Raw genomic sequence first — 14651 nt, forward strand, 5'->3', positions numbered from 1 at the left:
GAACACCACGCCCATCGAATCCCGCAGCACCAGCGGTCCGCCCTCGTAATCCGCCCCGATCTGCGGCGTGGCCAGCGCCACCTTCCAGCCGCCCTGCCCGTCGGCCGCCTGGTGATGCAGGTTGATCGGGTCGAAATCCGTGGTCTCGCCCCCCTCCATATGCGCCACCATATAGACCTGCTCCCCGTCCGGCCCCTGGCGGAACGAGGTGAACAGCACCGTCCCATCCACCGGCTGCACATAGGAGAACTGGTCGCGCCACGCGAAATTCCCCCGCAGCCACGGCCGCGCCGCGCGGAATTCCCGCAAGGAAAGCGCGAAGGCGGTCTGCCGCTCGGTCAGCCGGTCCAGATAGCCCGCGACATTGCAGTAGTCGTGCATGTCGTCCATCCAGGCCCGCGCGATCACCTTCAGCGCGGCGGGCGTGAACGGCGCGGGGCCCGCCAGCTTCGGCTCCACCGCGTTGAGCAGCGAGGCGATGACCTCCAGATCGTAATCCGTCACGTCGACCAGCGCCGGCAGCACATGCAGGAAGCGCTGCAGATCCTCGCGCGATTCGTAGCCCAGCGCCTTCAGGCGCGAGAACGCGCCGGGCAGCGAATAGGCATAGGCGTCGACCTGCCACTCGAGGCTGATCGCCTCCTCCGCCATGATCTTCACGCCGTACTTGTCGTCCTGGTTGCGGATGAACCCCCAGGACGCCCGCGCCATGGCGTTGAGAAAATCCATCGGCACGCCGGGGAACGCCGCGTAGGTCAGCATCTGCACCGCGGGGTTGTCATAGGCATGGTCGAGGATATCCATCCGCGTCTCGCCCAGCCGCGTGTTGATGTTGAGCTTGGGGTTGATCTGCGTGCCCCGGCGCAGGGTGTCGTGGTTGGCGCAGCCCGAGATCCAGTTCGACCCCCGCTCCACGATCTCCCGGATCCGCCACCACTTTGACAGCCAGAAGGTGTAGAGGAACGGCGTGTTGTGGGCGAAGGTCAGCGGGCCCCACTGGAACACGTCGTCGTCGCGCTGCTTGTCGATCACCGCGCGATAGGTCGAGCTGAGCTCCCAGTCCTCCTGCGGCCAGGGGCGGCCGTCCTCGAAGATGAACCAGGGGCGGTATTCGACCCCGGCCACCTCCTGCACCACGTCCGACATCTCCTGCAGATACTCGTCGTCGTGGCGCATGACCTCGGCGTCCGCGTCCCACCACTTGAAGTCCTGGGCGCCGTCGACCCGCACGCCGTCGGCGCCGTAATCGACCTTGCGCCGCTGCATCTCCAGCATGATCGCGCGTACGGTCCAGTTCCGATAGGCGAGGTTCTGCCCGTACATGTTGGGCCCGGCGAAGTAATGCCGGTTGAGCGCGTCGAGCCCCTGGTTGTCGGAATGGCCGTAGACCACGTCGAACACCAGCTTCTTCGCGCCATCCGGAAAATTGTGCAGGGCGGCGATCAGGTCGACCAGCTCGTCGGGGCGCCCGGTCTCCAGCAGCGCCGGGTTCACCGCCGCCATGCCGGCGATGACGATGTCGTAGCCCCAGTTGGTGGTGTCGGGGCGGCGCAGGTCCGCGGTGACCACCTCGCCGTAATCGCCCTCTTCGGTCCAGAAATCCGGACCGGCTTCGTAGACCGTGGTCGGCTCGACGGGCAGCAGCTGCACGCCGTCATAGCCCATGAACAGCCGGTCCGCGGGCTCGATCCGCCCGCCATGGCGCACCCGGTCGGCCAGATAGTCGATCTGACGGGCGAGGCTCGCCAGCGTGCGCCCGGCGGTGGCGGTGGGGGTGTGGATCTGCAGGATGTTGCAGGGGGGCCCGAGCTTCGCCGGGGCGCCATCCTCGCCCGGCTCGAACGCCTGAAAATACGCCGCGTCGGTGCGCGCCGCCTGCATGGAAGCGAGATCGTAAAGCTCCGAGGGCGCGAACACCCCGAACGGGACCGAGGCGGTCAGCGGGTCGAAGATGCGATGCCATTCGCCCTCCCCGTCGCGCCAGCTCAGCGCGTAGAAATCGCCGATGGTCTCCCGGCTGCCGGCCCGCATCCCCTCCACCGCGCACCAGATCCAGGCGTCGACCCGCGCCACCGGCACCCGGGTCCGGCGGAAACGGGCGTTCTGGCGGGACACCGTCAGCGACAGCTGCGCGTCGGGCTGCAGCACTTCGAGGAAGATGTCCCCGTCCGGCACGCGGGCCTCCAGCAGCTCCGGCGCCCAGAAGCCGAACTCGGCCTTGCCCGGCGCCGTGACCAGCCCGCCGAGGTGGCGCGCCAGCTTGCGCGCCGCCTCGAAGCTGGAGGCGGAGGAGGCGAGCGTCTCGCGGCAGCCAGTGGCCAGCGCTTCGCAGGCGGCGTCGTCGCGCAGGATCATGCGGGATCTCCGGGTCGTTGAATGGGGGCCCCGGGCCGCGGAACCGCGGGCCCGGAAGAGGGCCGCGGCGGAGCGATCCGCGCGGCCGGAAGCGTCGGCGTCGGCCGCGCGGCCTGAGGCCTGGGCGGCCTCAGCGCTTCAGCTCGAAGATCATGCCGGTCAGCGGCGGCAGCGTCAGCTTGATCGACTGGTCGTAGCCATGGGCCGGGGCGGCGTCGGCTTCGACGCCCCCGAGGTTCCCGCGCCCAGCGCCGCCATAGACTTGCGCGTCGGAGTTCACCCGCTCCGCCCAGAAGCCGGGCGCGGGCACGCCGATGCGCCAGTCGGCGTATTCGACGCCCGAGAAGTTGAACACGCACACCACCGGCGCCGCGCCGTCCTCGCCCTGACGAAGCCAGGCGTAGACCGACTGCGCCTCGGCCGACCCGTCGATCCAGCGGAACCCGTCCTCGCGCGCATCACGTTGATGCAGCCCGGGAAGCTCGCGGTATACGGCATTGAGATCGCTGACGAGTTTGCGAAGCCCTTCATTCAGCGGATCGCCCAGCGCCGGCCAGTCGAGCCCGGTCTCGTGGTTCCATTCGGCCTGCTGCCCGAACTCCTGCCCCATGAACATCAGCTTCTTGCCGGGATGGGCGAACATGAAAGCGTAATAGCTTCTGAGGTTTGCGAATTTTCCCCAGCGGTCGCCCGGCATCTTGCCGATCATCGAGCCCTTGCCGTGCACCACCTCGTCATGGCTGATCGGCAGCACGAAATTCTCGGAGAAAGCGTAATGAAGCCCGAAGCTTATCTCACCATGGTGATGCGATCTGTGAAGCGGATCGCGCGCGATGTACTGGAGCGTGTCGTGCATCCAGCCCATGTTCCACTTGAACCCGAACCCGAGCCCCCCGGCATCCACGGGACGGCTCACCCCCGGCCAGGCGGTGCTCTCCTCGGCGATGGTCATGATCGAGGAATCATCGCCGTAGACCTCGGCGTTCATCCTCTGCAGGAAGTCCACCGCCTCCAGGTTCTCGCGACCGCCATGCCTGTTGGGCACCCACTCGCCGGCATTGCGCGAGTAGTCGAGATAGAGCATCGAGGCCACCGCATCGACGCGCAGCGCGTCGATGTGATATTCGCCCAGCCAGTAGCGGGCGTTGGCCACCAGGTAGTTCGCCACCTCGCGCCGGCCCAGGTTGAAGATCGCGGTGTTCCAGTCGGGATGGAACCCCTGCCGCGGGTCGGCATGCTCGTAAAGATGGGTGCCGTCGAAATGGGCCAGCCCGTGCGCGTCGGTCGGGAAATGCGCCGGCACCCAGTCGAGGATCAGGCCGATCCCCGCCGCATGGCAGGCCTCGACGAAATCGCGGAACCCGTGCGGGTCGCCATGGCGGGCGGTCGGCGCATAGAGCCCCACCGGCTGATAGCCCCAGGACCCGTCGAACGGATGCTCGGTGATCGGCAGCGTCTCGATATGGGTGAAGCCCATGTCCTTCACGTAAGGCACCAGCTGCTCGCCGAGCTGCTTCCAGGTCAGCCAGGAGCCGTCCGGGTTGCGCCGCCAGGACGCCAGATGCGCCTCGTAGATCGAAATCGGGGCGTCCGCCCGCTGCAGCGCGCCGCGCCGCGACATCCATTCGCCGTCCGACCAGGTCTTGCCGCGCAGGTCGCGCACCACCGAGCAATTCTCGGGCCGGATCTCCGACCCGAAGCCCACCGGGTCGGCTTTGGGCGGCAGGAGCTGCCCGTCCGGCCCGAGGATCTCATACTTGTAGCGCGCCCCGTCGCCGAGGCCCGGCGCGAAGATCTCCCAGATCCCCGTCGCGCCGCGCCGGCGCAGCACATGGCGGCGCCCGTCCCAGTCGTTGAAGTCGCCGACCACCGACACCCGCGTCGCATTCGGGGCCCAGAGCGCGAAATGCACGCCCGCCGCGCCCTCATGGTCGCGGACATGCGCGCCGAGCGCGTCCCAGAGCCGGCCGTGCGAGCCTTCGGTCAGGAAATATTCGTCCATCTCGCCCAGCACCGGGGCGAAGCGGTAGGGATCTTCGACCGTCCATCCATCCGCACCGCGCCGCGCGCGGAACCGCCATCCCTGCGGCCGCTCGGCCAGGGTCGCCGCAAAGACGTCATGGCCCTGCGGGATCATCTCGACGATCGGCTGGCCGTTCATGTCCTCGAGCGTGATCGCCTCGGCCCCCGGCACGAAGCCCGCGATGCGCCAGCCGTCGCCATGCGGATGCGCGCCCAGGATGTCGAACAGGGCCGGATGGCGGCCGGCGGCGATGCGTTCGGCCTCGCCGGCCTCGATCAGGATCTCGTCGCCCTTGCGGACGGTCTTGGCGGAAATCGGGGTCAAGACCTCCTCCTTTCCGTTGCGCCCGAGCCCCTGGGCGGGATCGCCGGGGCCTGCGGGTCCTTCAAAAACGAAACGGCGCGCCGGTGGCGGGAAACCTCCCCGCCGCCGGCGCGCCGTGCGGACGCGCCGTATTCGGTGCGTCCAGTCAGACGCGGACCATCAGACGCGGGCCGTCATTCGGCGGCGATGCGGTCGAGCTCCGCGGTGCGCAACCCGTGGCGGGCCATCACCTCGGCGTATTCCGGGTCGTCGGCCGCGATATGCAACTTGGCGGCCAGCATCCCGGATTTCGACCCGCAGTCGAACCTTTTTCCGGAAAATTCGAACCCGGCGAGGCCGACCCGACCGATTCCCGCGGCGATGGCGTCGGTCAGCTGGATCTCGCCGCCCGCGCCCGGGGTCTGGGTGGCGAGGTCCTCGAAGATCGACGTATCCAGCACATAGCGCCCGACGACGGCGAGGCGAGACGGCGCGTCCTCGGGGGCCGGCTTCTCCACCATGCCGCGGGCGCGCGTGAACTTGCCGGTGCGCTCCAGCGGGTCGAGCACGCCGTAGGACCTGGTCTCCGACGCCGCCACTTCCATCGCCGCCACCAGATGCCCGCCGCATTCGGCATGGGCCTCGACCATCTCCTTCAGGCAGCCGGGCTCGCCGAGGATCAGGTCGTCGGGCAGGATCACCGCGAAGGCGTCCTCGGCCACATGCGCGCGCGCCATCAGCACCGCATGGCCGAGGCCGAGCGGCTGGTCCTGCATCACGAAGATGATCTCTTCGGACTCGGGGTCGGCCGCCATGCCCTGCAGCATGTCGGCGATCTCGTCCTTGCCCTTGGCGCGGAGCTGATCGTTCAGATCATGGTCCTGACGCACATAGCGCTCGATCGAGCCCTTCGTGGGATGCGATACGAACACCATCTTGCGGATGCCCGCCGCGCGCGCCTCGTCGATCGCGAACTGGATCAGCGGGGTGTCGATGACCGGCAGCAGCTCCTTCGGAGTCGCCTTGGTCGCGGGCAGGAAGCGGGTTCCCAGGCCTGCGACGGGGAACACGGCGGTCCGGATGGGCGAAGTCATTTGGCACTCCCAGTGTCATGCGCGACATCCGTGGGGCGGTCCGGACCGAAGCGGGATTTGAGACCCATCTGGTCGGTGCGCTTCATGCGGAATTCACTCGTCGCGAACTGTTGGTTCGATGTTTTACGCTCCCTTAAGACGATAGCGGGATCCGGTAAATTTCAAGGGATTTTTTTGTGCGGCGCAGCGTCGGCGCGCTCCGACGCCCGGGGCGGGCGGCTGGCGCCGACGGCACCGATCCGATGATTTTCGGGGTTTTTCTCAATACATCGTGGCCGATTTCGCGATGACCGTGGTCGAATTGCGCCTCATCAAGTAACTACTGTCGCAAAATGGTCAAAATCCACCGGGCCTCGAAAGTCTATCGGTCGCAGGTCCCGGGGCGATGCTTGCCCCCGATCCCCGCCGCCCGGCCCGGCCCGGGAAGTTTAGCTGCGCCCTTGTCGGGGACCGGGGGCCGCGCTACCCTTGCCAGCACAATGCCGCAACGCCGCAAGAGACATGCTCCGCCCCCTGACCCGACCGCCCCGGCGGGCGATCGCAGGGGGTCGATGCCGCGCGACGGCCATGGCGATCCGGGCCGCGCCCCCTGCGGCCCATGGGATGCGATCGACGCTCCGCCGACGGCGCCCGCGCCCTCCCGACCTCCCGCGGCCCCCGCCGCCCGCAACAGACAGGTGACCGCATGAGCGCATTCGACCTCGGCGCCGAAGACGACGCCGCCTTTCCCGCCCCGATCCGGCGCATCGCCGTCATCGGCGCCGGCGCCTGGGGCACCGCGCTCGCCTGCGTCGCCGCCCAGGCGCGGCGCGGCGTGACGCTTTGGTCGCGCAACGAAGCGCACGCCGCCGCCATGCGCGCCGACGGGCGCAACCGCAAATACCTGCCCGACGCGCCGCTGCCCGACTCGATCCGCGTCACCTCCGACCTCGCCGCCGCGCTCGAAAACGCCGACGCGGTGCTGCTGGTGGTCCCCTCCTCCGCCATCCGCGAGACCGCGCGGGCCATGGCCGAGATCCTGCCCCCCACCACGCCCGTCATCCTCTGCGCCAAGGGGATCGAGCCCGGTTCCGGCCTGCTGATGTCCGACATCGCGGCGGAGGAGCTGAAGGGCAACCCGCTCGGCGCCCTTTCCGGCCCCAACTTCGCGTCGGAGACGGCGATGGGCCATCCCACCGCCTGCACCATCGCCTCCGACGACGGCCCCGAGAAATTCGAGCTCGCGCCCGAAAAGACCGTCGCCGCCCGGCTCGCGGTCGCCATGGGCACCGAATCCTTCCGCCCCTACGTCTCCGACGACCTCGTCGGCGTCGAGGTCGGCGGCGCGTTGAAGAACGTCATCGCCATCGCCTGCGGCATCGCCACCGGCGCGGGCTTCGGCGCCAACACCCGCGCGGCCCTCATCACCCGCGGCCTCGACGAGATGAAGCGCCTGGCCGAGCCGCTGGGCGGCCGTCGCGAGACCGTCACCGGCCTCGCCGGCATCGGCGACCTGACGCTCACCTGCTCGTCCGAACAGTCGCGCAACATGTCCTTCGGCATGCAGCTCGGCCAGGGGATCGCGCGCGACAAGGTCTTCGACGGCAAGCCCGTGGTGGTGGAGGGGGAGCGCAACGCCCTCTCGGTCACCGACCTCGCGCGCAAGCACAACGTGCACCTGCCGATCTGCGAGGCGGTGCGCGGCATCCTCCATGACGGGCACGAGATGTCCGACGCGTTCGCCATGCTCTGGGGCCGCCCGCTGGAAGGCGAGCCGCGCGCCCTGGTGGAGCTGGAGCTGGGCCACCCGGCCGAGCGCCGCACCGCCTTCCATTTCAAGGAGATGCTGTCTTGACCCCCCCGCCTCTCGTCCCCGGAAAGACCGCCGACGCCGGCCAGATCCCCGAAGCCCTCGCCGCCGCGCGCCGCCATCCGCCCGAAGGGTCGCGCGCCGCGGAATACGTCGAATTCGCCTCGCGCCGCTTCGTGCTGGCCACCGATCTCGACGGCACCTTCCTCGGCGGCTCCGACAGCGACCGCCGCAAGCTCTACGAATGGATCGAGGCGAACCCGGCCGAGATCGGCCTGATCTTCGTCACCGGCCGCGATCCCCAGTTCCTCGAGCAGCTCTGCGCCGAAACCTTCGTGCCCTGGCCCGAATACGTGATCGGCGACGTGGGCACCACCATCGCCCGGGTGGAGTTCGACGAGGCCGGCAAGGGCCGCGTCGCCCCGATGGCCCCGCTGGAGGCCTGGATCGCCGAGGCCTGGGGCGATGCCGGCGACAAGGTGCGCGCCGCGCTCGACGGCCATCCGGGCCTGAAGCTGCAGCCCACCGCCTTCCGTCACCGGGTCAGCTACGACTACGACCCCGAAACCTTCGATGCGTCGGCCCATGACATCGTCGCCGGCCTCGGCCTCGACAGCCTCGTCTCCGACAACCGCTTCTTCGACGTGCTGCCGAAAGACGTCTCGAAGGGCCCGTCCCTGTTGCGCCTGATCGCGCATCTGGGCGTGACCGAAAACAAGACGCTGGCCGCGGGCGACACCCTGAACGACTATTCCATGCTGGCGCTCGACCTGCCCGCCGTCGCGGTGGGCGGCGCGGAATCCGGACTGCTGGAAAAGCTCCCCGACCGCGCTAATCTCCACAAGGCGAACGCCATCGGCGCCGGCGGCATTCTGGAGGCAGTGGCGAGCCTGGGTCTGCACCCCACGCCCCCCGCCCCGGACGCCGCTGCGGTCGCCTGACCGCCCGCGCGGCAGGCCCGCCGCCCAAGCCTTCGCGACCCTCGGGGACCGCCCCGTCCGGCCGCGCTCGCGCCGCCCCTCCCCCGGGGGGCGGTCGCCACGCCCCAAACCCCAGGGAGAGCCCGATGTCCTCCGATCTCGTGATCGTCTACCACCGCCAGCCCTATGAAGAGGTGGAGGTCGACGGAAAGATCGAACGCCGGGAGAACAAGAGCCCCAACGGCATCGTTCCCACGCTGAAAAGCTTCTTCGGCCGCGTCGGCAAAGGCGCCTGGGTGGCGTGGAAGCTGGCCGAGGACACGTCCAATCCCGGATTCAAGACCGTGCTCGACATCGAGGACAGCTTCGGGACCTACACCGTCTCACGCCTGCCGCTGACCGCCGAACAGGTGTCGTCCTTCTACCACGTCACCTCGAAGGAGGCGTTCTGGCCGATCCTCCATTCCTTCAAGGAGCGCTACAACTACGACCCCGTCGACTGGCCGACCTTCCGCGAAGTGAACTGGGCCTTCGCCGAGGCCGCCGCCAACGAGGCGGCCGAGGGCGCCGTGGTCTGGGTGCACGACTACAACCTCTGGCTCGTGCCCGCCTATCTGCGCCGCCTGCGCCCGGACGTGAAGATCGCCTTCTTCCACCACACGCCCTTCCCCTCGGCCGACATGTTCAACGTGCTGCCCTGGCGGACCGAGATCGTGCAGTCGCTGCTCTGCGCCGACGTGGTGGGTTTTCATATCCCCCGCTACGCCGCGAATTTCGTGCATGTCGCCCGTTCGCTCTTCGACATCGACCGGGTGGAAGAGATCAAGACCAACCCCGATTTCCTCCCCGCCGACGGCATGGCGCTGGTCGAGCGGATCACCCCCACCGCCCTGCATTTCGAGGGCCGGCGCATCGACATCGGCACCTTCCCCGTGGGCGTCGACGTCGAATACATCCAGAATCTCGGCCGCTCCGAAGAGACCGCCGAGGCCAAGGCCCGCATCCGCGCCGAGGTCGGCGACGCCAAGCTGATCGTCTCGGTCAGCCGCACCGACTACACCAAGGGCAATGTCGAGCAGCTGCTGGCCTATGAGCGTCTGCTGGAGCGTCGGCCCGAGCTGCACGGGCATGTCCGCCTGATGCATGTCTCGGTCGCCGCCAACCGCGCGATGACCGCCTACGAGACCGTGCAGAACGAGATCGAGCAGATCGTCGGCCGCATCAACGGCCGCTTCGGCTCGTTCGAATGGCAGCCGGTCAGCCTGATCGGCGTGGCGATCCCGTTCGTCGACCTGATCGCCTATTATCAGGCCGCCGACGTCTGCTGGATCACGCCCCTGGCCGACGGCCTCAACCTGGTGTCGGAAGAATTCTGCGCCGCCCGCGTCGACGGCGACGGGGTGCTCTGCCTCTCCGAATTCGCCGGCGTCGCGGTGGAATTGTCGGACGCGGTCATCGCCAACCCCTTCTCCAACAAGTCGATGGACGCGGCGATCGACCAGTCCCTCGACATGCCCGAGGAGGAGCGCCGCGCCCGCATGCTCCAGCTCCGCCGCAAGGTCGCCAAATACGACATCAAGGCCTGGGCCGAGGAGCAGCAGCGCCAGTTCAACGCCATCGCCCGCGAGCCCGCGACCGAGCCCGCCTGACGCCACGGGCCGCCCCTCCCCGCCGGAGGGGCGGCCCCGTTCGTTTCCATTGACGACCCCGGGCCGCCCCTCCGACATCGGGGCATGATTTCCAGGCGCCATTCGACACGATGATCTCCCCCGTCGATTGCGCCACCCATTTCGGATCCCGCGACGGAGCCTCCGCCCCGATGAAGGACCGACCCTTGCGCCACCCGCCCCCCTGCCCCATCGTCGCCGCCTCATCCCGGACGGAGGCGCCGGCGGGGGCCGGCGGAAAGGAACCGACATGGACGACACCGCGATCGACCGGGCGGCGATGGGGCGCCTCGCCTCCGCCCTCGCCTTCATCCTGGGGGCCGAGCATCCCACGACCCAGGCGCTCGCCGCCGCCTCGGCCGACGGCACGCCCGCGCAGATCAAGAAGGCCCGCAGCCAGTTTCTGAAATTGAAGCCGAGCCAGCGTCAGGCCGCGATGGCGATGCTCGACGACGACTGATATCCGACCCGGGCGGGCGCGAGCGCCGGTCTAGCTCGCCCCGCCGCGACGCGCCGCGCCCGCCTTCGCGCCATAGGCGTGCTCGACGATATGGGCGAAGGAGCGGTAGAGCCGGTCCAGGCGCTCGAACCCGCCGCCGTCCTGGGTGATCGCGCCGGCGCTGTCGGCGATGGCCACCAGCTGCAATGCGATGTCGGTGCGGGGGATGTCGGCGTCGAACTCGCCGCGAGCCACCGCCTGGTCGATGGCGGCGATGATGAACCGCTCCAGCGTCACGCCGAAACCGTCCAGCGCCTCCTGCGCGCTTTCGCCGATCACCTCGCGGTCGACCCGCATCCGGCCGATCAGGCTCCACGGATTGTTGGTCTTCTTCGTCGGGTTGAAGGCGCGGTAACGGCTGCGGTTCGCCTCCATCATGCCCACGATCTTCTCGGTGAAGCGCGCGTCGCCGACCCAGTTCTTCTCCCACGTCGCCAGAAGCTGGGTGATGTACTGGACCACCACCGCATCGACCAGGGTCTGCTTGGTGCCGTAGTAATAGTGGATCGTGGCGCGGGTGACGCCCAGCCGCTCGGCCAGCTCGCGGAAGCGGAACCCCTGCGCGCCATGGCGCACCAGCAGCTCGACCGACAGGTCCTCGATCCGCTGGCGCATGGCCGCGCCCCTGTCGTCCGCCCGATCCTGCGACACCTGCAAGCGACCCCTCCCGATCCGCCCCGGTGGCTCCGGAGACGCCGCCGCCTTGTCGCCAAGCCCGGCCAATGTCAAGCGCGGCGGCCGCGGGCCTCGGCCCCGGCCGCCGCGCCGCAGGTCAGTCGTTCCACAGGCCCCCGGTGACGTTGATGCACTCGCCGGTGATGTAGGACGCCTGATCGGAGGCGAGGAACACGACCGCGTTGGCGATGTCGACCGGATAGCCGGGGCGCCGGATCGGGATCGCCTGGGCGCGGGCATGGGCGTCGGGCAGCCCCTGCTCGCGGCGCAGCGCCTCGGTCTCGTCGCGCATCTTGGTATCGATGATCATGCCGGGCGCGACCGCGTTGACCCGCACGCCCTTGGGCGCGATCTCGTTCGACAGCGACTGCGTCATCGACACGACCGCGAATTTGGAAGCGCAATAGGCCCCGTAGGCCTCCACCCCCGACTTGCCCATCCACGACGCGATGTTGATGATCGCGCCCGCGCCCCGCGCCACCATCGCCGGCGCGACCGCGCGGGTGACGTGGAACGTCCCGTTGACGTTGATCGCGAAGGTGCGGTCCCAGTCCTCGTCCGAGGTCTCGAGCATCGGGCCGACTTTGCAGAGCCCGGCATTGTTCACCAGGATGTCGATGGGGCCGAGCTTTTCGACCAGCTCGGCGACCCCCGCCACGACCTCGGCCTTCACCGCCACGTCGGCCCGGGCGGCGAACACCTTCGCCCCGGTCTCGCGCATCGCGGCGGCGGTCGCCTCGGCGGCCTCCAGGTCGAAGTCCAGCAGACCCACCGCGCAGCCCTCCGCCGCCAGCCGGACCGCGATGGATTTGCCGATGCCATGCGCCGCGCCGGTGACCAGCGCCGTCTTCCCGTCGAGTTTGTACATTTTCTTGTCCTTCTCAGGGATCAATGGATGGTCCAGCCGCCGTCGCATACGAGCGTCGAGCCGGTGGAGAACGAGCTGTCGTCGCAGGCGAGGAACAGGATGCCTTTGGCCATCTCGTCGGGACGGCCTAGGCGGTTCATCACCTGCCGCTTCTCCAGCAGCTCGCGCAGCGCCGGGGCGTCATTGGACCGTTCGAAGATGGTCTTGAAATACGGGGTCTCGATGGTGCCGGGCGCGATGCAGTTCACCCGGATGTTCGCGCCGGCATGGTCCACCGCCATCGCCCGGGTCAGCGCCGCCACCGCGCCCTTGGAGGCGGTGTAGGCCGCGCGGTCGTAGATCGCCACGATCGCCCCGCCGGACGCGGTGTTGACGATGACCCCGCCGCCCTGCGCCTCCATCACCGGGATGGCGTATTTGCAGCCGAGGAACACGCCGTCGACATTCACCGACATCAGCGCCTTCCAGTCGGCGAGGCTGGTGGTCGCCACCGTCCCCGCGATCCCGTAGCCGGCGTTGTTCACCAGCACGTCGAGCCGCCCGTATGTGTCGACCGCGAAGGCGATCATCGCCTTCACCTGGTCTTCGTCCGACACGTCGACCGTGAACGCCGCCGCCTCGGCGCCCATCGCGCGCAGCTCCGCGACGACCGTCTCGGCGGCCTCGGCGTTGCGGTCGGCGACGATCACCGTGCCGCCCTCGGCCGCGAAGAGCTTCGCCGTCTCATGCCCGATGCCCGAGCCCGAGCCGGTGATGAGGGTGATTTTTCCGTCGAGCTTCATGGGGTCGTCCTGCGTTGGAGGCCGGCGTCAGGCGAGAAAGCCGCGCACGGCGGAAAGAAAGTCGTCCCGGCGCGACACCGGGTAGAAATGGCCGCCATCGGGCAGCAGGGTCAGCGCCGCGCCCGGCAGCCGGGCGGCGAGCGCGCGTTGCAGGAACGCCGGCACGATCATGTCGTCCTCGGCCCCCAGCAGCAGGGTCGGCAGGCCCGAGATGTCGAGCCCCTCCGCCCCGTCGAACTCCATCAGCGCCTTTATGCGCCCACGCACCACGGCCTGGGCCGCGGGACTGACAGGCGCCTTCGAGACGGCCGTCTCATAGGCGCCCCAGTTCGCCTCAAGCCATTCGGGCGCATAGGAGATCAGGGTGGAGGACGCCGCATAGGCCGCCGGATCCGTCTCCAGAATCCCCAGCCGGGTCCCGAACAGCGCCTGCATGTAACGGCTCTTCGCCCCCCATGTGGCGCTGAGGATCAGCCGCTCCAGCCGGTCCTTCGCCATCGCCGCCAGCGCCTGCCCGATGCAGCCGCCGGTCGAATGACCCAGAAAGCCGAAGCGCCCGATCCCGGCCGCGTCCATCACATGGCCCACATCCCGCGCCAGCTGCGCGATATCCACCGCCGCCGTCCCCAGACCGGACCCCGCGATCCCGCGTTGGTCGAAGCGGATCACCTCGAACCGCTCGGCCAGCGCCGGCGCCACCCCGTCCCAGAACCCGGCGGACCCGCCGAGCCCCGAGACCAGGACCAAAGCCGGCCCCGCCCCCTGACGGCGCGCATTCAGCCGCGCGCCGTCAGGGGTCTCGACGGTGAAAACCGTCCCGGTCATTGCAGCGGCGAGAAGTCGACGGGGGTGAGGATGCGGGTGTTCTGCCGCTCGATCATCCCGTCCACGCGCTTCAGATAGTCCTGCCATTCGGGGTCGGCGAGCATCCGCTTGCGCCGCGCCATCCGGTCGTCGAGGCCCTCGTAGCCCCACAGAGCGACCACATGGTTCAGCTCGCCGACCTCGGTCGTGAAATAGCTGATGAAGGTCCCCAGATGCTTCTTCTGGATCTCCAGCCCGTGGTCGCGATAGGCCGCCACGAACAGCCCCAGCTTGCCGGGACGGATGTGATAGTCGCGCTCCTCGAAGATCATCGGATCATTCCCCCTTGGGCGTGTAGGCGCCGTCGGCCCAGCCGAAGACGGTGCGCCGCTCGATCTCTTCGACGTCGACCGGCCGCGGGAACGGCTCGGGCGCCGGCTGACCCGGCTCTTTCGGCCGCCCGATCTGGGCGAAGAAATCGTCAAGCCCGCCGGGCAGCAGCAGCCACACGAAGGTCATCGGCTCGTCGTTCGGGTTCAGAAAATGGTGCTTGCGGTTCAGCCCCACCCAGACGGTCGAGCCGGGTTCGAGCGGATGCTCCACCCCGTCCACCCGCGCGATGCCCTTGCCGGAGACGACGTGGATCACCTCCTCATGCCGGTCATGGGTGTGCTCGCGAATGAAGCTCTGCGCCGCGACGGTCTGGGTGCCCAGCGAGAACGGCGTCTCGCTCTTGCACTTGGCCTGGCTCAGGATGTTGCGGATGAAGCCGTTGGCGGGGACCGGCTGCCAGTAGCTCTCGCCCTCGTCGGGGCCGAGCACGAAGGCGATGGTGTCGGTGTCGGTGTCGGTGTCGGTCGTCATTTCGGGGT

The 14651-nt window shown here is 68.9% G+C and carries 13 protein-coding genes; 4 read left to right on the top strand and 9 right to left on the bottom strand.

Annotated elements, in window-relative coordinates:
- The 3 genes from gghA to ACTB72_RS05750 all read right to left on the bottom strand — a co-directional run.
- Positions 1 to 2355: glucosylglycerol hydrolase (gene gghA, locus ACTB72_RS05740; protein WP_463036028.1), on the bottom strand; the 2355-nt coding region annotated here is incomplete at its 3' end.
- A 130-nt stretch (positions 2356 to 2485) separates the two neighbouring features.
- Positions 2486 to 4693, bottom strand: coding sequence for a 1,4-alpha-glucan branching protein GlgB (glgB, locus tag ACTB72_RS05745; RefSeq protein ID WP_463036061.1), 2208 nt, complete (start codon positions 4691 to 4693; stop codon positions 2486 to 2488).
- A 182-nt stretch (positions 4694 to 4875) separates the two neighbouring features.
- On the bottom strand, positions 4876 to 5775 hold the full coding sequence (locus ACTB72_RS05750; protein WP_463036029.1) for a UTP--glucose-1-phosphate uridylyltransferase: 900 nt from the start codon (positions 5773 to 5775) through the stop codon (positions 4876 to 4878).
- Positions 5776 to 6460: 685 nt separating this feature from the next.
- Between ACTB72_RS05750 and ACTB72_RS05755 the strand changes: the two genes are divergently transcribed.
- The 4 genes from ACTB72_RS05755 to ACTB72_RS05770 all read left to right on the top strand — a co-directional run bounded on the left by ACTB72_RS05755 (position 6461) and on the right by ACTB72_RS05770 (position 10611).
- The gene (locus ACTB72_RS05755) at positions 6461 to 7609 is read left to right on the top strand and encodes an NAD(P)H-dependent glycerol-3-phosphate dehydrogenase (RefSeq protein ID WP_463036030.1); all 1149 of its coding nucleotides are present in this window, start codon (positions 6461 to 6463) and stop codon (positions 7607 to 7609) included.
- 131 nt (positions 7610 to 7740) lie between these two features.
- Positions 7741 to 8505, top strand: coding sequence for an HAD family hydrolase (locus tag ACTB72_RS05760; protein ID WP_463036062.1), 765 nt, complete (start codon positions 7741 to 7743; stop codon positions 8503 to 8505).
- A gap of 125 nt (positions 8506 to 8630) precedes the next feature.
- On the top strand, positions 8631 to 10133 hold the full coding sequence (gene ggpS / locus ACTB72_RS05765) for a glucosylglycerol-phosphate synthase (protein WP_463036031.1): 1503 nt from the start codon (positions 8631 to 8633) through the stop codon (positions 10131 to 10133).
- Positions 10134 to 10401: 268 nt separating this feature from the next.
- Positions 10402 to 10611: a hypothetical protein gene (locus ACTB72_RS05770; protein ID WP_463036032.1), complete on the top strand. Its 210-nt coding sequence runs from the start codon at positions 10402 to 10404 to the stop codon at positions 10609 to 10611.
- Between the two features lie 30 nt (positions 10612 to 10641).
- Here the strand turns inward: ACTB72_RS05770 and ACTB72_RS05775 are convergent, their stop codons facing one another.
- The 6 genes from ACTB72_RS05775 to ACTB72_RS05800 all read right to left on the bottom strand — a co-directional run bounded on the left by ACTB72_RS05775 (position 10642) and on the right by ACTB72_RS05800 (position 14643).
- On the bottom strand, positions 10642 to 11301 hold the full coding sequence (locus tag ACTB72_RS05775; protein WP_463036063.1) for a TetR/AcrR family transcriptional regulator: 660 nt from the start codon (positions 11299 to 11301) through the stop codon (positions 10642 to 10644).
- A gap of 121 nt (positions 11302 to 11422) precedes the next feature.
- Positions 11423 to 12193 (bottom strand): SDR family NAD(P)-dependent oxidoreductase, encoded by a 771-nt coding sequence (locus tag ACTB72_RS05780; protein ID WP_463036033.1) that lies wholly within the window; start codon positions 12191 to 12193, stop codon positions 11423 to 11425.
- Between the two features lie 20 nt (positions 12194 to 12213).
- The gene (locus ACTB72_RS05785; protein ID WP_463036034.1) at positions 12214 to 12975 is read right to left on the bottom strand and encodes an SDR family oxidoreductase; all 762 of its coding nucleotides are present in this window, start codon (positions 12973 to 12975) and stop codon (positions 12214 to 12216) included.
- A gap of 27 nt (positions 12976 to 13002) precedes the next feature.
- Positions 13003 to 13800, bottom strand: coding sequence for an alpha/beta fold hydrolase (locus ACTB72_RS05790; RefSeq protein ID WP_463036035.1), 798 nt, complete (start codon positions 13798 to 13800; stop codon positions 13003 to 13005).
- Entirely contained in the window at positions 13797 to 14111 is a 315-nt protein-coding gene (locus ACTB72_RS05795) for an NIPSNAP family protein (RefSeq protein WP_463036036.1), read from the bottom strand. The genes ACTB72_RS05790 and ACTB72_RS05795 overlap by 4 nt, the downstream gene beginning before the upstream one ends.
- A gap of 4 nt (positions 14112 to 14115) precedes the next feature.
- Entirely contained in the window at positions 14116 to 14643 is a 528-nt protein-coding gene (locus ACTB72_RS05800; RefSeq protein WP_463036037.1) for a cupin domain-containing protein, read from the bottom strand.
- Positions 14644 to 14651: the final 8 nt, after the last annotated feature.

The sequence above is a fragment of the Albimonas sp. genome, from assembly GCF_055129145.1.

Excerpts from the sequence above, each read along its gene's own strand:
- ACTB72_RS05750 (WP_463036029.1), bottom strand. The coding sequence starts at position 5,775 with ATGACTTCGCCCATCCGGACCGCCGTGTTCCCCGTCGCAGGCCTGGGA.
- ACTB72_RS05755 (WP_463036030.1), top strand. The coding sequence starts at position 6,461 with ATGAGCGCATTCGACCTCGGCGCCGAAGACGACGCCGCCTTTCCCGCC.
- ggpS (WP_463036031.1), top strand. The coding sequence starts at position 8,631 with ATGTCCTCCGATCTCGTGATCGTCTACCACCGCCAGCCCTATGAAGAG.
- ACTB72_RS05770 (WP_463036032.1), top strand. The coding sequence starts at position 10,402 with ATGGACGACACCGCGATCGACCGGGCGGCGATGGGGCGCCTCGCCTCC.
- ACTB72_RS05780 (WP_463036033.1), bottom strand. The coding sequence starts at position 12,193 with ATGTACAAACTCGACGGGAAGACGGCGCTGGTCACCGGCGCGGCGCAT.
- ACTB72_RS05785 (WP_463036034.1), bottom strand. The coding sequence starts at position 12,975 with ATGAAGCTCGACGGAAAAATCACCCTCATCACCGGCTCGGGCTCGGGC.
- ACTB72_RS05790 (WP_463036035.1), bottom strand. The coding sequence starts at position 13,800 with ATGACCGGGACGGTTTTCACCGTCGAGACCCCTGACGGCGCGCGGCTG.
- ACTB72_RS05795 (WP_463036036.1), bottom strand. The coding sequence starts at position 14,111 with ATGATCTTCGAGGAGCGCGACTATCACATCCGTCCCGGCAAGCTGGGG.
- ACTB72_RS05800 (WP_463036037.1), bottom strand. The coding sequence starts at position 14,643 with ATGACGACCGACACCGACACCGACACCGACACCATCGCCTTCGTGCTC.